Raw genomic sequence first — 21,544 nt, forward strand, 5'->3', positions numbered from 1 at the left:
CTGCGGTGGGGCACCTGCCCCACCCTCCAGCATCCACCCGCGCCGGCCCGTCCGGGGCCGTCAGCCGCGGGTGGCGAGCGACCGGAGGAAGAAAGCCAGGTTGGCGGGGCGCTCGGCGAGGCGTCGCATGAAGTAGCCGTACCAGTCGGTGCCGTACGGGATGTAGACGCGCATCCGGTGGCCCTCGGCGACGAGGCGCTCCTGCTCGGCCTCGCGGATGCCGTAGAGCATCTGGAACTCGTAGTCGCCGGGCTTGCGGCCGTTGCGCTGGGCGAGGTCCTGGCCGATGGCGACCATACGCGGGTCGTGGGAGCCGATCATCGGGTACCCGTCGCCCGCCATGAGGATCTTCAGACAGCGCACGTACGCCTTGTCGACCTCGCGCTTGTCCTGGAAGGCGACGGTCGCGGGCTCCTTGTAGGCGCCCTTGACCAGCCGGACCCGGGAGCCCTCGCCGGCCAGCGCGTGGCAGTCGTCCTCGGTACGGAAGAGGTAGGACTGGACGACGGCGCCGGTCTGCGGGAAGCGCTCGCGCAGCTCCGAGAGGATCGCGAGGGTGGAGTCGACGGTGGTGTGGTCCTCCATGTCGAGGGTCACCGTCGTACCGGCCTCGGCGGCGGCCTCGACCACCGGGAGGACGTTCTTCAGGGCCAGTTCGTGGCCGCCGGTCAGCGCCTGGCCGAAGGCCGAGAGCTTGACCGACATCTCGGCCTTGGTGCCGAGGTTCTGCTCGGAGAGCGCCTCGGTGAGCCGGAGGTAGGCGTCGCGGTTACGGAGCGCCTCGGAGGGGTCGGTGATGTCCTCGCCGAGGTGGTCGAGGGTGACCTCCATCCCCCGTGCGGCCAGCGACCGCACGACGGCCATCGACTGGTCGAGCCGTTCACCGGCGACGAATCGGTCGACCACCGGGCGGGTGATCGGAGCGGCCGCGACGATGCGGCGGATGCTGTCGCTGCGTGCGGCGGCGAGAAGCACGGGACCCAGCATGGGGCACCTCCACGATTCAGGATGACAAATGCCGGGCGGGCGCCGTTTGGGGGCGGGCGCTGCGGCAAGGTGAGCCACCTGAAACTTAAGGATCTCGCTACCTTTCAGCCATCGACAGCTGTCACGCCTTCGTGGCCGGGATCTCAGACAGATGTATGAGAATGGAACCAACGGCGAGAGAGACTGCCGTACCACCGGACCGCCGATGATGACCGTGCGCGGCCACGGGGGGCGGTACGGCAGGTGACACGGAAGGGGACGGCCGGCGGATGCGGGGCGACTACCAGCAGCTCGTGGACGACATCTCAGCGGCGCTCGGGGCGCCCGCGACCCTGGAGGACCGGGATTTCGGACTGATCGCGTTCGGTGCGCACGAGGGCGACGACGACCTCGTGATGGATCCGGTGCGCACCCGCTCGATCCTCCAGCGGCGTTCGTCGGCCGCGGTGCGTGCCTGGTTCGAGGCGTTCGGGATCGCCCGCGCCAAATCCGCGCTGCGCATCCCCCCGGACCCGGCGGCCGGCGTTTTCAAAGGCCGGATCTGTCTCCCCGTACGCCACCGCGGCATCGTGCACGGCTACGTCTGGCTGCTCGACGACGGCCACCTCACCGATCTGGAGCTGGGCGGCCGGGACACCTCGCCGGACCCGCGGATCGAGCAGGCCATGGAGACCGCGTCACGGATCGGCGCGCTGCTCGCCGAGGACGCGCGCGCCGGATCGGAACTGGGCGACCTGCTGCGCGAACTGCTGCTGGCCCACCCCGGGGACCGCCCGGCCGGCGCGGTTTTGCTGCGCGACGCGCTCCGCGACACCCTGCGCTTCACCCCGGGCGCACCGCTGACGCTGGTGGCCGTGCTGCCCTGGGACACCACCGACACCGACGCGGCGCCGCCGCCGAGCCTGCCCGGGCTGCTGGCCGCGTGCGCGATGTACCCGGAGGGGCCGGGGGCCGGCACCCCGGGGACGCTGCCGCTGGACGGCACCACCCCGCCCCGTGGCATCCCCGTGGTCACCGGCGCGCCGCGCCCCCGGCAGCCGGCGCCCGCGCTGGCCGCGCTGGTGCGGCTGCGGTCCACGGGGGCGCTCGGGCCCGCGCACACCGTCGCCGAACATCTGCTGCGCTCGCCACGTGCGGGCGCCGTCGCGCCGTCCCAGCAGAGCCGCGGCGGGGCACGGACGCCGTCGCAACCGGAGGCGCGGATCGGCTCCGGGGTGGCCGGGATCGCCGCCGGGACCACGGAGTTGGCCGCGCTGCCGGGCGCCTGGCACGAGGCGCTGGACGCGGCCCGCGCGGCGCGCGCCGAGCCCCGGCTGGGCACCGTCGCCGAGTGGGAAGCCCTGGGTTCGTACCGGCTGCTCACCGCGTTGCCCACGGAGACCCCGGACGCCGCCGTGCGGCCGCTGCTGGATCCGGCCCACACCGAACTGGTCCGCACCGCCGAGGCGTTCCTCGACTGCGCCGGGCAGGCGGGCCGCACCGCCCAGGTCCTCGGCATCCACCGCCAGACGCTCTACTACCGCCTGGGCCGGGTGGAGAAGCTCACCGGCCTCGACCTCGACGACGGCGAGGACCGCCTGCTGCTGCACATGGCGTTGAAGGCGTCACGGCTGTAGGGGCCGGCGCGGGCGTCCGTGGCGCCATGCCTGCCGTGGCGCCACGCCTGGTGCGGTGCCTGTGTTCCCCGTACGGGCGTGGTGCCTGCAGTTCCCCGGACGGGAACGGTGCCTGTGTGATCGGTACGGGGCGCGGTGCCTGTGTCACCGGTACGGGGCGCGGGTGGACATCCGGGGTGGGCGCCGTCCGCGGCGGGCGGTGTGCGCCGTGCCGGGCCCGGCGCCCTGGCCGTCCGAGCCGTACGGGGCGCGCCCGTACGGCAGCCCCAAGCGGGCGGAGCCCCAAGCAGACAGAGCCTCAGGCGGGCGGGGGCCGGTCGCCCGGCCCCCGCCGCTCCCCGGGTGCGACGCCCCGTCCCGTCAGCGGAGGCGTTCCGGCCCCGGCCCCTTCCGGCCCCCCTTCCGGGTGGACGTACCGTCGTCGAACTCCACTTCCTCCTTGCGGAGTTCGGTGTTGATCTCCTGCTGCACGGTGACCCGTTCGGTCTCCAGCCGTACACGCTCCACCGGCACGGTCCGCTTGGTGACCACCGCTTCCTCCTCGTGGAGGACGACCTCGACCTCGCCTTCGCCGAGCCGCGGCGCGGTGCGCCCGCGCATCCGTTCCTCGTCGCTGATCTTCTCGCGGACCAGCCGCACCTCCTCATGGCTGACGGGGACGGTGCGGTGCACGTCCTCGGTCACCACGTGCTTGCGCAGATGCGCCCGACCGGCCTCGTGCTCCTCGGTGCCGATCTGCATCCGCTCCTCGGAGAGCACGATCTCGGGGTTCTGCTCGCGGATCTTGCCGGTCCCCGTGGCCTCGCCCTCCGCACGGCCGCGGGACATCGCCATCCCGCCGCCGGCCCCGGCACCGGCCATCGGCCGGCCGGTGTGCTCGGTGCGGGCGGCGTGCTCGCCCTCGGCCATCGTGCGGTCGCGCTCCCCTGCCCGGGTGCGGCCCGTCCCCTTGGCGGCGGCGAATCCGGCGGCGCCGCCCGCCGCGGTCCCGGCGGCCACGCCGCCCCCGGTGCCGGTGCCCTTCATCGTGCCCGTCGTACCGGTCGTCGTTCCGGCCGGACTGCCGGTGTCGGAGCCTGCGGGGCCGCCGGTCGTCCCCGGCCGGGTCAGCCCGTAGTGGCGGTAGAGCTCGTCCTCCTCGGAGGGGTCGAGGTGCCCGTCCGCGTCGATCCGCGGCGCCTCCTTGATGGTTTCCTTCGTGTGCGGAACGTGCAGTTCGTCGTCGACCCGCCGGGCCCCGGCGAGCGGGATGAAGGTCTCCTTCATGCCGAACAGCCCGGTCCGCACCGTGATCCACTCCGGTTCGTTGGTGGCGTCGTCCCGGTAGACCTGCTGGACCGAGCCCACCTTGGCGCCCTCCGCATCGACCACGTTCAGGCCGGTGAGGTCCTGCGGGGTGCCACCCAGGGGTGCATTCATGGCGTCTTCTCCTTCCGCACGCGCCGGAGGGGGCACGCGCATTTCCCATTGCGCGTCGCCCCGACCCGCGCAGCGACTCGGGAACGGGCCCGCCCGGCGGCTCCGGGGCCCCCGGGACGGTCCTGACGGCGCTCCCGCCCACCCCGGCCACTACTCCATTCGGGTGAACGACCTGTGCCGGTCCCCGCCTGGCCGCTCACCCGGGCGGCGGCGCACCGTTCGCGGCCCGCCGCCCGGATCGCGGGCCGGCACGCGGACGGGCCCGGACCCCGCCGCAGCGGAATCCGGGCCCGTCCGGGGCCGGCAGGCTCAGCCGAGGTTCACCGCGCGCGCCGACGAGGCGCCGATCTCCTCGGCGATCTCCGCGAGCACGCTCGCCGGGATGGTGTCGTCGACGGTCAGCGCCACCAGCGCCTCGCCGCCCACGTCCGCCCGCGAGACCTGCATCCCGCCGATGTTGATCCCGGCCTCACCGAGGATCCGGCCGACGGTGCCGACGACACCGGGACGGTCGCCGTAGTGCAGGAACGCCATGTGGTCGGCGAGCGCCAGGTCGATGGAGTGCTCCCCGACGGCGACGACCTTCTGGGTGTTGCGGTGGCCGGAGAGCGTGCCGGAGATCGACACCTCCTGGCCGTCGGCGAGGGTGCCGCGGACCGTCACGACGTTCCGGTGCTCGGCCGACTCGCTGCTGGTCGTCAGCCGCACCTCCACGCCGCGCTCCTGCGCGAACAGCGGGGCGTTGACGTACGACACGGTCTCGTCGACGACGTCCTCGAACACGCCCTTGAGCGCGGAGAGTTCGAGCACCTTGACGTCGTGCTGGGTGATCTCGCCGTACACCTCGACGTCGAGGCGGACCGCGACCTCACCGGCGAGCGCGGTGAAGATCCGGCCCAGCCGCTCGGCCAGCGGCAGTCCCGGCTTGACGTCCTCGGCGATCACACCGCCCTGGACGTTGACGGCGTCCGGCACCAGCTCACCGGCGAGCGCGAGCCGCACCGAACGGGCCACCGCGATACCGGCCTTCTCCTGCGCCTCACCCGTCGAGGCACCGAGGTGCGGCGTCGCCACGACCTGGTCGAACTCGAACAGCGGCGAGTCGGTGCAGGGCTCGGAGGCGTAGACGTCGAGACCGGCGCCGGCCACCCGGCCCTCCTTGAGGGCGGCGGCGAGGGCCGTCTCGTCGACGATGCCGCCCCGCGCGGCGTTGACGATCCGGACCGTCGGCTTGACCTTGTGCAGCGCCTCGTCGCCGATCAGACCGACCGTCTCGGGGGTCTTCGGCAGGTGCACGGTGATGAAGTCCGAGACCTCCAGCAGCTCGTCCAGCGAGAGGAGCTTGACGCCCATCTGCGCGGCGCGGGCCGGCTGGACGTACGGGTCGTAGGCGACGACCTTCATGCCGAACGCCGACATCCGCTGCGCGACCAGCACACCGATCCGGCCGAGGCCGACGACGCCGAGGGTCTTCTCGCTCAGCTCGACGCCGGTGTACTTGCTCCGCTTCCACTCGCCGTTCTTCAGCGCGGTGTTGGCCTGCGGGATGTTGCGCGCGGTGGCCACCAGCAGACCGCAGGCCAGCTCGGCGGCGGTGACGATGTTGGAGGTGGGGGCGTTGACGACCATCACGCCGGCCTTGGTGGCGGCGGAGACGTCGACGTTGTCCAGGCCCACGCCCGCGCGGGCGACGACCTTCAGCCTCGTCGCGGCGGCGATCGCCTCGGCGTCGACCTTCGTCGCGGAGCGCACGAGGATCGCGTCGACCTCGGCGATGGCGGGCAGCAGCTCAGCGCGGTCGGCGCCGTTGCAGTGCCGGATCTCGAAGTCGGGGCCGAGCGCGTCGACGGTCGCGGGCGACAGTTCCTCGGCGATGAGTACGACGGGTTTGGCAGGAGAGGTGCTCACGTGGTGTTCAGTCCTCACTAGTCCTTCGCGGACGGCCGTCCCGACGGCCGAAGGCGGTGAAGGGGGCAGCCGCGTGAAGACGCACGACGTTGTGAGCCTGACGCGCTTGTGCCTGGCAGTGTAGTGGCGGCCCGGGGCGTGCCCTGCGCCGGAGCGTAAGGATCACCCGTGCGGGGTTCTACGCGGTGGACAAGGCGGCCACCTGCCCGCGCCGGCGGGCAGGTGGCCGCATGGGTGACGGGGGCCGCGGACTGTGCCGCGGCCCCCGTCACCCCGATGCTCACGCCTCGTCGTCGACCCAGCTCATCAGCTTGCGGAGCTGCTTGCCGGTGGTCTCCAGGAGGTGGTTCTCGTCGGCCTTCTTGTACTCGTTGTACTTCGGCAGACCGGCGTTGTACTCGGCCATCCAGTTGTTGGCGAAGGTGCCGTCCTGGATCTCGCCCAGGACCTTCTTCATCTCGGCCTTGGTCTGGTCGGTGATGATCCGCGGGCCGGTGACGTAGTCGCCCCACTCGGCGGTCTCGGAGATCGACCAGCGCATCTTCTCCAGGCCGCCCTCGTACATGAGGTCCACGATGAGCTTCAGCTCGTGCAGGCACTCGAAGTACGCGATCTCGGGCTGGTAGCCCGCCTCGACCAGGGTCTCGAAACCGGCCTTGACCAGCGCGGCGGCACCGCCGCACAGCACGGCCTGCTCGCCGAAGAGGTCGGTCTCGGTCTCCTCGGTGAAGGTGGTCTTGATGACGCCGGCGCGGGTGCCGCCGATGCCCTTGGCGTACGAGAGGGCCAGCGCGAAGGCGTTGCCGGAGGCGTCCTGCTCGACGGCGGCGATGCAGGGCACGCCGCGGCCTTCCTCGTACTGGCGGCGGACCAGGTGGCCGGGGCCCTTGGGGGCGACCATGCAGACGTCCACACCGGCCGGGGCCTTGATGAAGCCGTAGCGGATGTTGAGGCCGTGGCCGAAGAACAGGGCGTCGCCGTCCTTGAGGTTGTCCTTGACGGACTCCTCGTAGACCTTCGCCTGGATCGGGTCCGGCACCAGGATCATGATCACGTCGGCCTCGGCCGCCGCCTCGGCGGGGGTGACGACGCGCAGGCCCTGCTCCTCGGCCTTCGCCTTGGACTTGGAGCCCTCGTGCAGGCCGACGCGCACGTCGACACCCGAGTCACGCAGCGACAGCGCGTGGGCGTGGCCCTGGCTGCCGTAACCGAGGACCGCGACCTTGCGGTTCTGGATGAGGGACAGGTCGGCATCGTCGTCGTAGAACAGCTCGGCCACTTGGGGTCTCTCCTTGGATCTAGCGGGTGCCCACACAGTACGTCGGGCGGGATACGGAAGGTTTGCGGGTCTCGCGATGCGAGCGGGTGGCGGGCGCCGCGGCCGGGCGGCGCCCGCGCGGGATCAGGCCGTGCGGTCCAGGGCCCGCAGCGAACGGTCGGTGATGGACCGGGCGCCGCGCCCTATGGCGATGGTGCCGGACTGCACCAGCTCCTTGATGCCGAACGGCTCCAGCATCTTGAGCATCGCCTCCAGCTTGTCGCTGGAGCCGGTGGCCTCGATCGTGACGGCCTCGGGCGAGACGTCGACGGTCTTGGCCCGGAAGAGCTGGACGATCTCGACGATCTGCGAACGGGTCTCGTTGTCGGCGCGGACCTTCACCAGGACGAGTTCACGCTGGATGGCGTGGCCCGGCTCCAGCTCGACGATCTTCAGGACGTTGACGAGCTTGTTGAGCTGCTTGGTGACCTGTTCGAGGGGGAGCGACTCGACACTCACCACGATCGTGACGCGGGAGATGTCGGGGTGTTCGGTGACACCGACCGCGAGCGAGTCGATGTTGAAGCCGCGGCGGGAGAACAGCGCGGCGATCCGGGCGAGGATGCCGGGGGTGTTCTCCACCAGGACGGAGAGCGTGTGCTTGGACATGTCGTCTTCTCTCTATCTTCCGTGACGTCCTGGGCTCAGTCGTCCGCGCTGTCGCCGAAGTCGGGACGGACGCCCCGGGCGGCCATGACCTCGTCGTTGGAGGTGCCGGCGGCCACCATCGGCCAGACCTGCGCGTCCTCGTGGACGATGAAGTCGATCACCACCGGGCGGTCGTTGATGGCGTTGGCCCGGGCGATGACGTCGTCCAGCTCGGCCGGGTCCTCGCAGCGCAGTGCGACACAGCCCATCGCCTCGGACAGCTTGACGAAGTCCGGGACGCGGGTGCCGCGCGGCTTCTCGTCCGTGGGCCCGGCGTCGGGACCGCTGTGCAGCACGGTGTTGGAGTAGCGCTGGTTGTAGAAGAGCGTCTGCCACTGGCGGACCATGCCGAGCGCGCCGTTGTTGATGATCGCGACCTTGATCGGGATGTTGTTCAGCGCACAGGTGGTCAGTTCCTGATTGGTCATCTGGAAGCAGCCGTCGCCGTCGATCGCCCAGACGGTGCGGTCGGGCATGCCCGCCTTGGCGCCCATCGCGGCGGGGACGGCGTAGCCCATCGTCCCGGCGCCGCCGGAGTTGAGCCACGTCGAGGGCTGGTCGTAGTCGATGAAGTGGGCGGCCCACATCTGGTGCTGGCCGACGCCCGCGGCGTAGATGGTGCCCTCCGGGGCGAGCCGGCCGATCCGCTGGATGACCTGCTGCGGGGAGAGGCTGCCGTCCTCGGGGAGTTCGTAGCCCAGCGGGTACGTCTCGCGCCAGCGGTTGAGGTCGGCCCACCAGGCGGCGTGGTCACCGCGGTGGCCCGCCTCGTGCTCCGCCTGGACGGCGACGATCAGATCGGCGATGACCTCGCGGGCATCCCCGACGATCGGCACGTCCGCGACGCGGTTCTTGCCGATCTCCGCCGGGTCGATGTCGGCGTGGATGACCTTGGCGTACGGGGCGAAGGAGTCCAGCTTGCCGGTGACGCGGTCGTCGAAGCGGGCGCCGAGGGTGATCAGCAGGTCGGACTTCTGCAGCGCGGTGACGGCGGTGACCGAGCCGTGCATACCGGGCATGCCGACGTGCTGCGGGTGGGTGTCGGGGAACGAGCCGAGCGCCATCAGCGTGGTGGTGACGGGCGCGCCGGTCAGCTCGGCCAGCACCTTCAGCTCCGCCGTGGCGCCCGCCTTCATCACGCCGCCGCCGACGTAGAGCACCGGGCGCTTGGATTCGACGATCAGCCGGGCCGCCTCGCGGATCTGCTTGGCGTGCGGCTTGGTCACCGGGCGGTAGCCGGGCAGTTCGGTGTGGGGCGGCCAGGCGAAGGTGGTCTGCGCCTGCATCGCGTCCTTGGCGATGTCGACGAGGACCGGTCCGGGGCGGCCGGTGGACGCGATGTGGAACGCCTCGGCGATCGTCCGCGGGATCTCGGCGGGGTCGGTGACCAGGAAGTTGTGCTTGGTGATCGGCATCGTGATGCCGCAGATGTCCGCCTCCTGGAAGGCGTCCGTGCCGATCGCGCCGGAGGCGACCTGCCCGGTGATCGCGACCATCGGGACGGAGTCCATGTGGGCGTCGGCGATCGGCGTGACGAGGTTGGTGGCCCCGGGGCCCGAGGTGGCCATGCAGACGCCGACCTTGCCGGTGGCCTGCGCGTATCCGACGGCGGCGTGGCCCGCGCCCTGCTCGTGCCGCACCAGCACGTGGCGGACCTTGGCGGAGTCCATCATCGGGTCGTACGCCGGGAGGATCGCACCGCCGGGAATACCGAACACCGTGTCGGCCCCGACCTCCTCCAGAGAGCGGATGAGGGACTGCGCACCCGTGACGTGCTCGACGGCGGCGGCGCGCTGCGTCCCTTGGGCGTGGCGGGTCCGCGGCTGCGGATGGTGGGCCCCGGTGGCCTGCTCGGTCATCTGCGTCTCTTCTCGAAGCTGAGGGTTTTGGCGGGGTTTGGGAGGTCTGGTGCAACAAAAAACCCCTCGTGCCGGGAGGCAAGCGAGGGGAGCGCGTCGGTGCGGTCAGATGGGCTTCATCGTTGCCCAGCTTCAGCCGACGCGCTGTCCAAGTACGAGAATTCGGGTGCGCATGGCACTGACCCTCCCCCCGGCGCGCCGTGAGTGTCAAGTGGGTGGGACGGAGGTCTCACTATGTGAGCGGAGCGGGGGGTGAACGATGGCGTCGGGACCCGACCCGCCGTGCCGAACGGGCAGGCCACTGCCGGTCAGCACCACCGAGCGGCTCGGACCCGCCGGGCTCGGCAGCGGAGTGGAACCGGCCGTCAGGACGCGGCGCAGCCGGTGTTCGTCGAGCGGCCCGGAGAAGGCGGCGCCCTGGCCGTGGGTGCACCCCATCGCACGCAGGGCGAGCACCTGCTCGGGCAGATCGACGCCCTCGGCGACCGACTGCATCCCGAGGTCGGAGGCGATCCGCAGCAGACCGGCCGTGATCTTGTGCAGCCGGGCGGACTCCGCCACGCCGTCGATCAGTCCGCGGTCGAGCCGGAGGACGTCGATGGGGAGCCGGCGCAGCGCGCCGATCGCGGCGTACCCGCTGCCGAAGCCGTCGAGCGCGATACGGACGCCGAGCCGGCGCAGTGCGACCAGGCGCCGCTCCAGCTCGTCCAGCGGGGTGCGGGCATCGCTCTCGGACAGCTCCAGGACGAGCGCGCCGGAGGGCAGGCCGTGCCGGGCGAGGAGCGTTTCGACGGTCCGGGGCGGCAGGGAGTGGTCGAGGAGGCGGCGGGCGGAGAGCCGGACGCCGACCGGGACGCGGTGACCGGCGCGGTGCCGGGCGGCGGCCTGCTCGATGGCGGCCTCCAGGTGCCAGCGGCACAGCTCCGCGGTGCGGTCGCCGCCGTCCTCCGCGAGCCGTCCGCGCTCGCCGACCCGCAGGAACTCCGCCGGGGTGAACAGGATGCCCTGGGCGGAGCGCCACCGGGCGTGCGCGGCGACGGCGGTGACCCGGCCGGTGGCCAGCTCGACCACCGGCTGGTGCAGCAGCAGGAACTCGCCGTCGTGCAGCGCGCTGCGCAGCCGGGTGGCCAGCTCGGCGCGGCGCGTCACCTCGGCCTGCAGTTGCGGGGCGTACAGCTCGACGCGGCCCTTCCCGGCCTGCTTGGCGCGGTACATCGCGAGGTCGGCGTTGCGCATCAGACCGGCCGGGGTGATGCCGGGCTCGGCGAAGGCCACCCCGATGCTGGCGGCGACCCGGACGTCCCGCCCCTCGATGCGGTACGGCTCGGAGAGCGTGACGCGGAGCCGGTCGGCGATCTCGTGGATGCGGAACTCCCGGGTGGCGGGGTCGCAGGTGGCGTCGCCGGTGATCAGGGCGGCGAATTCGTCACCGCCCAGCCGGGCCGCTATGTCGCCGGAGCGCACCGAGTCGCCGAGCCGCCGGGCGGCCTGGATGAGCAGTTCGTCGCCCGCCTGGTGGCCGATGGTGTCGTTGACCTGCTTGAAGCCGTCGAGGTCGATGTAGAGCACGGCGGTGCCGTGGTCCCCGGCGCGGCGGCCGGCCAGCGCCTTGCTGACGCGCTCGGTGAACAGGGCGCGGTTGGGCAGGTCGGTGAGGGCGTCGTGGGAGGCGTTGTGCTGGAGCTGCGCCTGGAGGCGGACCCGCTCGGTGACGTCCCGGGAGTTGAAGATCAGGCCGCCGTGGTGGCGGTTGACGGTGGATTCGACGTTGAGCCAGCCTCCCCCGCTCCCGGCTTCGCCCGAGCGGGAGGTGCCCCCTCCGCCCGGCCGCCGGGCACCGGCGCGGAAGCGGCATTCGATACGGGTGGTGGGCTCGTCGCGGGGGTCGGCGGCGAGGAAGCGGCGGACCTCGTGGAGGAACCGGCCGAGGTCCTCGGGGTGGATGAGCGCGGAGAGTTCGGAGCCGACCAGCTCCTCCGCGTCGCGGCCGTAGACCCCGGCGGCGGCGGGGCTGACGTAGCGCAGCACACCGCTGGGCGCGGCGATCATGATGACGTCGCTGGAGCCCTGCACCAGGGAGCGGAAGTGGTTCTCCTTCTGCGCCAGCTCCTGGGTGAGGGTGAGGTTGTCGAGCAGCACGATGCCCTGGCGGACGACGAGGGCGAGCACGACCGTGCAGCCGGTGAAGAGGACGACGCGGTCGAGGCGCTGTCCGTCGAGGACGTTGGTGAGGATGCCGAGGGTGCACACCGCGGCGGCGAGGTACGGGGCGAGGGCCCCCAGCGAGCCGGCGAGCGGGCGGGCGCCGGGGTACGGGGCGGGGCACGGCAGCCGTCCGGCGTCCTCGGCGGTGTCCCCCGCGACGCGGCGGGTGAACCAGGGGGCGTAGGCGAGGAGGACCGACCCGGCGAACCATCCGGCGTCGAGGATCTGGCCGGAGCGGTAGTGCTCGCGCAGCAGCGGAGAGGTGAACAGCGCGTCGCACAGCACCGTCAGGGCGAGGGCGGCGATGGCGGTGTTGACCGCCGAGCGCTGGCCGCACGAGCGCCGGAAGTGCAGGGCGAGGACCATGCTCACCAGCACGATGTCCAGCAGGGGATAGGCCAGCGCCAGCGCGCACCGGGCGACCGAACGGCCCTGGAAGTGGGCGGTGTTGGCGAGGGCCAGGCTCCAGGAGAGGGTGAGCAGGGAGCCGCCGATCAGCCAGGAGTCCAGGCCCAGGCAGACCCAGCCGGCGCGGGTGACCGGCCGCTTGGCGAGCACCAGCAGGCCGACGATGGCGGGCGGCGCGAAGAGCAGGAAGCAGAAGTCGGCCGCGGAGGGGCTGGGCACCGGGACGCCCCGGACGGCCTCGTACCAGCCCCAGATGGCGTTGCCGAGCGCGGCCATCGCCGAGGAGAGGGCGAAGAGCACCCAGGCGGGGCGGGCGTGACGGTCGGTCCGGCAGGCGTACAGCGCGCAGGAGACAGCGGCCACCAGCGCGGCGAAGCTGAGCCCGAAGTCGCCCATGATCAGTGCGAGTTCGGAGGATCCCCAGCCGAAGGCGGAGCCGAGGGCGTACCCCCCGCAGACCACCGCGAGGGCGATCTGCGGCAGCAGGCTCGGGGGCCGGTCGGCGGGCAGGGGCGGCCGGGAGAGCACCGCGCCCGGGGCGCTCACCGGGCCCTCCCGCACGTCGTGGTCCGGCTGTGACGCGGTCGGCGCACCGGGGGCCGCTGCCCCGTCCCTCCCGGTGCTCGTGGATCGCGTGTCTCGCGGTGTGCCCATCGGCCGTACATCGCCCGTCGCCCCCCTCGCGTTCCGGATGCTTCACGGGCGCCGCTTGCCTCGCCGGCGCCTTCCCCGCTCGGGACGATACACCAGATCGGTCACTCAGGGATATAGGTTCTCTACAGAGCGTGACTATGCGTGAAGTGCAGACACGCAGCGCATTCATACGGCCCCGTAGCGCTACCCTTCGGCATTCCGCTCCGCCGTGGCGATGGTGTTCCGCAGCGGCCGGCCGGTGGCGAAAAGGGTCAGCTGGTCGCGCAGGAGGCGCTTCGCACGGGGCAGAAAGGCAGAGCTGGAGCCCCCGACGTGTGGAGTGATGAGCACGCCGGGGGCGCGCCACAGCGGGTGTCCGGCCGGGAGAGGTTCCGGATCGGTCACGTCGAGTGCTGCCCGCAGACGTCCGGACGTCACCTCGGCGAGCAGCGCGGCCGTGTCCACGACCCCGCCGCGCGCGACGTTCACCAGCAGGGCGCCGTCCTTCATGCGGGCCAGAAAGGCGCGTCCTGCCAGGCCACGGGTGTCGTCGGTGAGCGGGGTGGCCAGGACGACCACATCGGCGTCCGGCAGGAGCGTGTCGAGCGCGGAGAGTGGATGCACAGGACCGCGCACGGTCTCACGAGCGGTGCGCGCGAGGCGCGTCACCCGCGCGCACTCGAAGGGAGTGAGCCGGTCCTCGATGGCACTGCCGATCGATCCGTACCCCACGATGAGAACGGATTTGTCGGCGAGCGCGGGCCGGAATCCGTGGGCCCACTCCCCCGCGTCCTGGGCGCGGACGAAGCCGGGGATGTCGCGGAGCGCGGCCAGGATGAGTGTCAGCGCCAGCTCGGCGGTGCTGGCGTCGTGCAGTCCACGGGCGTTGCAGAGGCGGGCGCCGGCCGGCAGTCCGTCCAGTGCGGGCAGGATGTACTCGACGCCGGCGGTCAGCGTCTGCACGACCCGGACGCCGCTCATCCGGGCGAGCGGCCGCAGCGATGTCGCCGTGTCCTTCATGTACGGGACGGTGTAGAACACGCACCGGGCCGGGTCGGCGGGGTACTCGGGGTCCGCGTCCCAGTGGACGTAGTTCAGGCCCTCGGGGAGACCGTCGATCTCTTCCGGGGGAATCGGGAGCCAGACGTCGTGCGGGGCGCCGTGCGGATCTGCGGTTGCCATGCTCCGAGGCTATGCGAAGGACCGTTCCTCCAGACGTTAGTTTGGTCTGGCCCTTGACCGGGGGCGAGGGGACGGAGGCACGACGCAGGTGGAGCGCAGGACGATCGGCGCGGCAACGCTCGAAGTAGGGGCGATCGGGCTCGGCTGCATGCCGATGAGCTGGGGGTACACCGAGTCGCAGCGGGATTTCGGGAGTTCGTTGCGGGCCGTGCACACCGCGCTCGACCGGGGGTGCAGCCTGCTGGACACCGCCGACATGTACGGGCCGTTCACCAACGAGCTGCTGGTGGGCCGGGTACTCCAGGAGCGGCGCGCGGACGCGTTCGTCTCGACCAAGTGCGGGCTGCTCGTGGGCGAGCAGCACATCGTCGCCAACGGGCGGCCCGGCTACGTCAAGCGCGCCTGCGACGCCTCGCTGCGGCGGCTGCGTACCGATCACATCGATCTGTACCAGTTGCACCGGGCGGACCCGGAGGTGCCGATCGAGGAGACCTGGGGGGCGATGGCGCAGTTGGTGGCGGCGGGGAAGGTGCGGTCCCTGGGGCTGTGCGCGGTGGGCGCGCGGGCGCTGCGTCCGGTGCGGACGGACCGGCCGGTGCCCGGTGGCGGGCGGCGCCCCGGGGCCCGCACCCATCAGGTGACGATGCGTCAACTGGAGCGTATCCAGCAGATCTTCCCGGTCAGCAGTGTGCAGGCGGAGCTGTCGGTGTGGTCGCCGGAGGCGCTGGACGAGCTGGTGCCGTGGTGCGAGTCGCGGGGCGTCGGCTTCCTCGCCGCGATGCCGCTGGGCAACGGCTATCTGACCGGCACCCTCACCCCTGGCCAGGGCTTCGAGCCGGCGGACATCCGGGCCCGTCACCCGCGTTTCACCGCCGAGATGATGGCGGCGAACCAGCCGGTGGTGGCCGGGCTGCGCCGGGTCGGCGCCCGGTACGGCGCGACGCCGGGCCAGGTCGCGCTGGCCTGGGTGCTGGCGCAGGGCCGCCATGTGGTGCCCGTACCGGGGACGAAGAAAGAACGGTGGGCGGCGCAGAACGCCAACGCCGCCGACCTGGTGCTGGACCGCGCGGACCTGGCGGAGATCGCCGCGCTGCCGCCTGCCCGGGGGTCCTGGTACTGACGCCGGTGCGGTGCCCGTGTCCGTGACCGCCGGCCGGCCGCATCCGTGACCGCCGGGCCCGGGACGGTGACCCCGGGGGCGGCGCCCGAGCGCGCGGCAACGGGGCGGCGCGCGCCCGGCCCCGTACGCGCACGGTACGTCGGGCGTATCACCGCCGTGGTGGGCTCCGTGCGGCGGCGGAGGGAATCGCGGTGTCGGCCGCCGGGCGGTGCGGACCGGGTGTGGTGTTCTTGGGCGGGGCCGGTGGTCCGGCGTCCGCGCCGTCGTAGGGGCGGCTGCGGCGCCCCGGCGTTCGCGGCCCTCCGCCTGTTCCCGGGCGTCCGCGGGGCCCGTCCCGGGCGGCGCGTCCGGCGCGCTCGGGGGCGTGCGGTCCGGCGTGCGCGCCGTCCCCGGCGTACGTCCCCGGGCCGTGGCCCGCACCGTGCACCGCTCCCCCGATGAGAGGAATCCGCCGTGCCACACCGCCTTCCGACCGCCGTGACGGCCGCCGCCGCGCTGCTCCTCGCGGCGGGGTGCTCCGCCGACGGGGCCGGGCCCGCCCCGGGTGCGCCGTCCCCGGAGCGGTCCGCCGCCGCGGTCACCGGGCCGGAGCGGAACGTCTCCCCGCCGCCCGCCGAGGGATCGGCCGAGGTGACCCGCACCCTGGCCACCGGGCTCGACTCCCCCTGGGGCGTCGCCGCGCTGCCGGGCGGTGATCTGCTGGTCGGCTCCCGCGACAAGGGCACCCTCACCCGTGTCTCGGCCCGCGACGGCCGGAAGACCGAGGTGGGTGCGGTGCCCGGGACCGCCCCGGGCGGTGAGGGCGGGCTGCTGGGCCTGGCCGTCTCCCCGTCGTTCCGCGGCGACCCTCTCGTCTACGCGTACGTCACCACCGCCTCCGACAACCGCATCGTCCGGATGAGCTACGACGACACCCGGCGCCCCGGAGATCAGCTCGGGGCGCCCAGCACGGTGCTGCGGGCCATCCCCAAGGGCCGTATCCACAACGGCGGCCGGCTCGCCTTCGGGCCGGACCGGATGCTCTACGCGTCGACCGGGGAGACCGGCCGCGAGGAGTTGGCGCAGGACAGGAAGTCCCTGGGGGGCAAGATCCTGCGGATGACGCCGGACGGGGCGCCCGCGCGGGGCAACCCCGATCCCCGCTCGGTGGTGTACTCGTACGGCCACCGCAATGTGGAGGGTCTCGCCTGGGACGGCGCGAAGCGGCTGTGGGCCTCGGAGTTCGGCGAGGACACCTGGGACGAGCTGAACCTGATCGAGCCGGGCCGTAACTACGGCTGGCCGGCCCGGGAGGGCAAGGGCCCGGCGGGCGGCGGCTACGTCGACCCGGTCCTGACCTGGAAGCCCGCCGACGCCTCGCCCAGCGGACTGGCGTACGCCAAGGGGTCCTTGTGGATGGCCGCGCTCCGCGGCGAACGGCTGTGGCGCGTCCCGCTGGACGGCACACGACCGGCGGCGGCCCCGCAGGCGTTCCTCACCAAGCGCTACGGACGGCTGCGGACCGTCCTCCCGGCGGACGACGGGGCGCTGTGGCTGGTGACCGGCGAGACCGACGGCCGGGGCCGCCCCCGGAAGGGCGACGACCGGATTCTGCGGGTGACGGTCGGCTGAGGGCGGGGGCGGATACGGGCGCGGGGCCGGTCGGGGCGCCGCGCGGGAAACGGATGCCGAACGGGGCACGGATGCCGCGCAGGGCACGGATGCCGCGCGGGCCCGGGCGGGAGGCGGGGCGCCGGAGCCGGACGCGAGGCCGGACGCCGGAGCCGGACGCGAGGCCCGGCGCTGACCACCGGCACGGCACCGGGCGCACCCCCGGACCGCACACGCGCCGCCCCGGGCCCGCCGCGCCCGCTCGCACGGCGGCCCCGCTCTCCCATCGCCTCTCCCATCGCCCGAAGGCCCACCGGAACGGGCCGGTGGGCCTTCGGGCGCCGTGACGACGGGGTACGGGGCGGGGTGCCGGGGCGTCAGCCCGCGGGGGTCCGGGCGGGGGCCTTGGGGATGGTGGGCAGGCTCGCCAGCACGTCGAAGTACATGCCCGCGGAGATGAGGAGCCCGAGGACGCCGAGGGCGAGACCGCCCCAGGCGAGGGCGCGCGTCCAGGTGGCGCGCGGCCGGTTGAAGAGCACCGCCGCGCCGACGGCCACCGCGAGGACCGCGAAGAAGCCGTTGATCAGCGCGGTGGTGTGCCAGGGCGCCCCGTAGACCGTGGCGATCTGGTCGGTGGCCTTGCCGGACTGGAGCTTGATCTGCCCGAGCAGGGTCTGCCGTTCGGCGAGCAGCGTGCCGAGCCAGGTGCCGGTCACCGAGGCGAGGCCGAGCCCCGCGGCGACGACGGCACCCGCGCCGCGCTTCACACCGGACGACTCGGGGCCCGCGCCCTCCTCGTCCTGCTCCGCCGCGCTCCCGGCGGACCCGGCGTCGGCGTCGCTCCCGGCGTCGGCGGCGTCGGTGTCTCCGGCCGGGACCGCCCCCTCCTGGGCGTCACCGGCCGGTTTCCCGGTGCTCCCCTCCGTCCCCGGGGCCGGGGTGGCGGTGTCGTCCGCCACGGACGGGTCGTCGGTTCGCGTCGCGTCGCGCTCATCGGTCGTCGTCCTGGTCGTTCCCATGGGCGCGACCGTAGGGGCCGCGTCTGAGAGCCGGATGAGAGTCGGATGAACGCCGGGACAGCGGACGGACAGGGAGCCGACGGGCAGGGGGCCGACGGCAGTCCGGCAGGCCCCGGCGCCCCACGCCGTCACGCCACGCCCCGGCGCCCCTCAGCCGTACGCAACCCCGTACGGGATGTCCTCGGCGCCCCGTGCCACCGCCCCACGCGGCACCGCCCGGGGCGCGCCCCGCCGGAGCGGGCCGCGTACCCCTGACGCGGCGTCACCCCGTCACCGGCTCCTCCCCGCCCTCGATGTGGCCCATCAGCCGGCGCCGGAACGACGGGTCCCCGTCCACCGTCAGGGCCGGGTCGTACCAGCCGTGGGCGGCGCCCGCCGGATGGGCGACGGTGCGGGTGGCGCCGGCCCGGACCGTCAGGGTGCGCGGGGCGGCGCCGCCGTACGCGAGCGGGGTGAGGGGCCACCTTCACCAGCGCCTTCTTCGCGACCGCCTTGAAGCGGGCGTAGAACTCCAGGTTGTTGTCGGTGAAGTTGTCCCACTCCTGCTACGCGCGCCAACTGCGCCCGGCCTTCTCCAGCCGCTCCGGGTACGTCGTCCAGGTGTAGCCGGGGCGGGTGTCCTTGTCGTACGCGTCGTTGCCGACCGCGCGCCTGCCGGTGCCCGGCTCGAAGCCGGTCCAGCCGCTGACCAGGTGGTTGCGGTTGGGGCTGGTGGAGGAGTGGAGGGCGGCGTGGTACGCGTCGCAGACGGTGAAGGTGTCGGCCGGCTCGTGGTGGAGCGGGATGTCGCGGCGGTCGTAGTGGGCCGTGGTGGCGGCGGTCCTGGCGGTGACCCAGTTGTCCAAACAGCCGTCGTTCCACGCCTCGCCGCCGCCGTCCCACTCGTGGTTCAGCGCCCCGATGTACTGGAGGTCTCTGCTGGCCGCGCTGGAGCGGCATACGGGCGCGGTGGGCCTGGAATCGCTGCTGACGGAGATCACCAAGCTGAACGCCGTACGGAAGCTCGGGCTGCCGGCCGAATTGTTCGCGGGCTGTTCGGAGACGATGCTGACCGCCTGACGAGCGCGGGCAATCACGATGTACCCCTCGGATTTCCGCGATACCGCCGAGGCCGTACAGGTCACGCTGCTCGCGGCCCTGTGCTGGTCCCGGCAGGCGGAGATCACCGATGCCCTGGTGGAGCTGAGCCGCTGATCTTCAGGTCGTACCAGCCCCTGGTACAGAAGATCAACACTCGGGCAGGCGGAGTGTGGTGCCTTCCTTGATGACGAAGTCGACGGCGCCGGTGGCGTCGATGTCTTGGAACGGGTCGCCGGGGATGGCGATGACGTCGGCGGTGCAGCCGGTGGCGAGTCGGCCGAGGTCGGGGCGCTGGAGGAGGTCGGCGGCGGTGCTGGTGGCGGCTCGCAGGGCCCGTACGGGGGTGATGCCGCTGTTGACCATGGCGCCGAACTCGCGCCAGTTGTTGTCGTGGGGGAACATGCCGGCGTCGGTGCCGAAGGCGATGCGGACGTTGCTGGCGGCGACTGTGCGTGCGCAGGCTCGGAGTTGGTCGTGGTAGTGGCGGAACTTGCGGCGTTCGGCGGTTGTCTTGCCGATCCAGTAGTCCTCGTTGTCCAGGTTGTCGAGCGCGTCGTTGACCATGAACTGGGTGGGCACGAGGAAGACGCCCTTGTCCTCCATCATGGCCAGGGTCTCGTCCGAGGCGAGGTTGCCGTGGTCGATGGACCGCACGCCGGCCTCGACGGCTCGGCGTACTCCTTCGTCGCCGTAGGCGTGGGGGGTGCAGGGGATGCCCAGGTCCGTGGCTGTGGAGACGAGGGCGTTCATCTCTTCCTGGCTGTAGGTGACCTGTGACGGGTCGTCGGAGGGGGTGGCGAAACCGCCGGTGGCGCCGAACTTGATCCACTCGGCTCCGAAGCGGACTTCCTTCCTGACCATGCTCATGATCTCGGCGGGGCCGTCGGCGACCGCGCCGATGTCCAGCCCGTAGCCAGGGGCTACGAGGCCCGACATGTCGCCGTGCGCCGCCCGGGCGGAGATGATGTGCGGTGCGACGATCATGCGCGGCCCTCGCACGATGCCGTGCTCGATGGCGTCACGCAGGTACACGGTGACGGGTTCGGATACCGCGGCAGCCAGGTCGCGCACGGTCGTGAAACCGCGGTTGACCAGCGAGTTCAGCGTCGGCAGGCTGCGGAGGGCGACTTCCGCGGGGGACTCGTTGACGGAGGCTTCGAGGAGGTTGGCGGGGTCGAGGGAAGAATGTATGTGGCAGTCGATGAAGCCCGGCAGGAGCATGCGGTCGCCGAGGTCGATCACTTGGGCGCCGCCACGGTCCACGCGCGGGCCGACGTCGGTGATCTTTCCGTCGCTGATCCGTACTTCGATGTGTCCGGTCGGCTGTTCGGACGTCCCGTCCCAGCCCTTTTCGGCCACGAGCACTATGTCCTCGGCGCTGGGTGCGGATCCAGTTCCCATTGGTGGTACGCCTCTCGCCCTGCCCCGAGTGGATTCTCCTTGAGACATCTCAGCGTGCTGCCGTGGCGGGCGCGCGGTGTGTTCGGCCGAACAGGTGTCGCTGAAGTGGGATGGCTGCAGCCGGTTCAGGTGGGCGGCCGGTCGTCGCGCTGGTGGTGGTGTCGGCTGTCGTCGCGTCGGTGGGCGCCTTGAGGCCGTAGATGGTCGGGCACTTCGGCGAGTCGTGCGGCCGGGTGCCAGTCGCGCCCGCCGGGCAGCGCCCAGTCGAAGTGCACAGCGGCCAGCCGGAACACCAGGGCGAGGAGGATGCCCAGTCCTGTACCGATCTGCGGGACTCCGGTGTACCAGCAGATCACCGTCGTGCCGGAGACCGCGAGGGCAACGGTGGCGTATAGCCCGTTGCCGCCGAAGACCGCGGGCCGGCGGCCCAGGATGATGTCGCGCAGGGCTCCGCCGCCGATGGCCGAGATGGTGCCCAGCAGGAGGGCGGGAAGCCATCCCAGGCCGGCCGACAGCGTCTTGTTGACACCCGCCACCGACCAGAAACCGATGACCGCGGCATCGAGAACCGTGTACAGGTTCCCCCAGACCGGCCCGTTGATCCGCGCGAGGAAGGAGATCAGGATCCCGACGAGGCAGGTGCTCAGGTATGCGTAATCGGTGAGCGCCACCGGGGTGCCGTGCTGCAGCAGCACGTCTCGCAGCAGCCCGCCGCCGAGCCCGGAAGTGATGCCGACAGCGAGGAAGCCGAACAGGTCCAGGCCCTCCTGCCGGGCGACGATTCCCCCCAGAACGGCACACGCGAACACCCCTGCAAGGTCGAGCAGCCGCGTAGCCGTGGCGAGACCCGATGAAACCGCCACGGCGAAAAACATCGATGACATGACGCCACGGTATGCACACCCCAGGTCATCGGCATGAAGGCCCGTGGCGCAGCGAGCCGGCCCGTCCGCCCGTGATCCCCGCGTACGCGCGGTGCTGGACGCGCCGGACGCCGCCTTCATCCGGACCGGCGATCAGGAGGCCGGGCTGCGCATCCTGGCCGGCACGTTGACGCCCCAACCGGTCCAGGAGCGCAGCCATAGGCGGATTCCGCGAGAGCAATCGTCAATAGTTGTAGATCACGTGACGTGGTTTCCAGCCGGTCACCC

General features: G+C 72.5%; 15 protein-coding genes and 2 pseudogenes. 4 read left to right on the forward strand and 13 right to left on the reverse strand.

The annotated features are described in order from the left end of the window. Positions 1–60: 60 nt before the first annotated feature. Positions 61–987, reverse strand: coding sequence for a proline dehydrogenase family protein (locus ACGH2B_RS06460; protein ID WP_399085419.1), 927 nt, complete (start codon positions 985–987; stop codon positions 61–63). 269 nt (positions 988–1,256) lie between these two features. Between ACGH2B_RS06460 and ACGH2B_RS06465 the strand changes: the two genes are divergently transcribed. Then, entirely contained in the window at positions 1,257–2,603 is a 1,347-nt protein-coding gene (locus tag ACGH2B_RS06465) for a helix-turn-helix domain-containing protein (RefSeq protein ID WP_399085422.1), read from the forward strand. Between the two features lie 360 nt (positions 2,604–2,963). Here the strand turns inward: ACGH2B_RS06465 and ACGH2B_RS06470 are convergent, their stop codons facing one another. The 7 genes from ACGH2B_RS06470 to ACGH2B_RS06500 all read right to left on the reverse strand — a co-directional run bounded on the left by ACGH2B_RS06470 (position 2,964) and on the right by ACGH2B_RS06500 (position 14,183). Next, positions 2,964–4,022, reverse strand: coding sequence for a PRC and DUF2382 domain-containing protein (locus ACGH2B_RS06470; RefSeq protein ID WP_399085424.1), 1,059 nt, complete (start codon positions 4,020–4,022; stop codon positions 2,964–2,966). 309 nt (positions 4,023–4,331) lie between these two features. Further along, positions 4,332–5,930: a phosphoglycerate dehydrogenase gene (gene serA, locus ACGH2B_RS06475; protein WP_399085427.1), complete on the reverse strand. Its 1,599-nt coding sequence runs from the start codon at positions 5,928–5,930 to the stop codon at positions 4,332–4,334. Between the two features lie 280 nt (positions 5,931–6,210). After that, positions 6,211–7,209: a ketol-acid reductoisomerase gene (ilvC, locus tag ACGH2B_RS06480; protein ID WP_399085429.1), complete on the reverse strand. Its 999-nt coding sequence runs from the start codon at positions 7,207–7,209 to the stop codon at positions 6,211–6,213. Positions 7,210–7,332: 123 nt separating this feature from the next. Further along, positions 7,333–7,857, reverse strand: a complete 525-nt coding sequence (gene ilvN, locus ACGH2B_RS06485) for an acetolactate synthase small subunit (protein ID WP_399085432.1) — start codon at positions 7,855–7,857, stop codon at positions 7,333–7,335. Between the two features lie 35 nt (positions 7,858–7,892). Continuing rightward, positions 7,893–9,755 carry an acetolactate synthase large subunit gene (locus tag ACGH2B_RS06490; protein WP_399085435.1) on the reverse strand — a complete coding sequence of 621 codons (1,863 nt, stop codon included), beginning with the start codon at positions 9,753–9,755 and terminating at the stop codon, positions 7,893–7,895. Positions 9,756–9,962: 207 nt separating this feature from the next. Further along, positions 9,963–12,914, reverse strand: coding sequence for a putative bifunctional diguanylate cyclase/phosphodiesterase (locus ACGH2B_RS06495; RefSeq protein ID WP_399085438.1), 2,952 nt, complete (start codon positions 12,912–12,914; stop codon positions 9,963–9,965). Between the two features lie 291 nt (positions 12,915–13,205). Continuing rightward, positions 13,206–14,183 (reverse strand): 2-hydroxyacid dehydrogenase, encoded by a 978-nt coding sequence (locus tag ACGH2B_RS06500; RefSeq protein WP_399085441.1) that lies wholly within the window; start codon positions 14,181–14,183, stop codon positions 13,206–13,208. A gap of 88 nt (positions 14,184–14,271) precedes the next feature. On the opposite strand from ACGH2B_RS06500, the gene ACGH2B_RS06505 reads away from it, so the two are divergent. Both ACGH2B_RS06505 and ACGH2B_RS06510 read left to right on the forward strand, forming a co-directional pair. Then, positions 14,272–15,303 carry an aldo/keto reductase gene (locus ACGH2B_RS06505; protein WP_399085443.1) on the forward strand — a complete coding sequence of 344 codons (1,032 nt, stop codon included), beginning with the start codon at positions 14,272–14,274 and terminating at the stop codon, positions 15,301–15,303. A 453-nt stretch (positions 15,304–15,756) separates the two neighbouring features. Then, positions 15,757–16,914, forward strand: a complete 1,158-nt coding sequence (locus ACGH2B_RS06510; RefSeq protein WP_399085446.1) for a PQQ-dependent sugar dehydrogenase — start codon at positions 15,757–15,759, stop codon at positions 16,912–16,914. 356 nt (positions 16,915–17,270) lie between these two features. Here the strand turns inward: ACGH2B_RS06510 and ACGH2B_RS06515 are convergent, their stop codons facing one another. The 3 genes and pseudogenes from ACGH2B_RS06515 to ACGH2B_RS06525 all read right to left on the reverse strand — a co-directional run. Continuing rightward, positions 17,271–17,912 (reverse strand): hypothetical protein, encoded by a 642-nt coding sequence (locus ACGH2B_RS06515; RefSeq protein ID WP_399085449.1) that lies wholly within the window; start codon positions 17,910–17,912, stop codon positions 17,271–17,273. Positions 17,913–18,174: 262 nt separating this feature from the next. Continuing rightward, positions 18,175–18,333 (reverse strand): annotated as a pseudogene (locus ACGH2B_RS06520) (phospholipase domain-containing protein); the annotation flags it as partial. Between the two features lie 31 nt (positions 18,334–18,364). Then, positions 18,365–18,832 (reverse strand): annotated as a pseudogene (locus ACGH2B_RS06525) (alkaline phosphatase family protein); the annotation flags it as partial. On the opposite strand from ACGH2B_RS06525, the gene ACGH2B_RS06530 reads away from it, so the two are divergent. Further along, positions 18,750–18,971: a hypothetical protein gene (locus tag ACGH2B_RS06530; protein ID WP_399097406.1), complete on the forward strand. Its 222-nt coding sequence runs from the start codon at positions 18,750–18,752 to the stop codon at positions 18,969–18,971. The pseudogene ACGH2B_RS06525 and the gene ACGH2B_RS06530 overlap by 83 nt on opposite strands. A gap of 168 nt (positions 18,972–19,139) precedes the next feature. Here the strand turns inward: ACGH2B_RS06530 and ACGH2B_RS06535 are convergent, their stop codons facing one another. Both ACGH2B_RS06535 and ACGH2B_RS06540 read right to left on the reverse strand, forming a co-directional pair. Beyond that, positions 19,140–20,393, reverse strand: a complete 1,254-nt coding sequence (locus ACGH2B_RS06535; protein WP_399085452.1) for an amidohydrolase family protein — start codon at positions 20,391–20,393, stop codon at positions 19,140–19,142. Positions 20,394–20,518: 125 nt separating this feature from the next. After that, positions 20,519–21,277, reverse strand: a complete 759-nt coding sequence (locus tag ACGH2B_RS06540) for a trimeric intracellular cation channel family protein (protein WP_399085455.1) — start codon at positions 21,275–21,277, stop codon at positions 20,519–20,521. Positions 21,278–21,544: the final 267 nt, after the last annotated feature.

Origin of the sequence: Streptomyces sp. BBFR2 (assembly GCF_044497305.1) — a bacterium.
Taxonomy (GTDB): Bacteria; Actinomycetota; Actinomycetes; order Streptomycetales; family Streptomycetaceae; genus Streptomyces.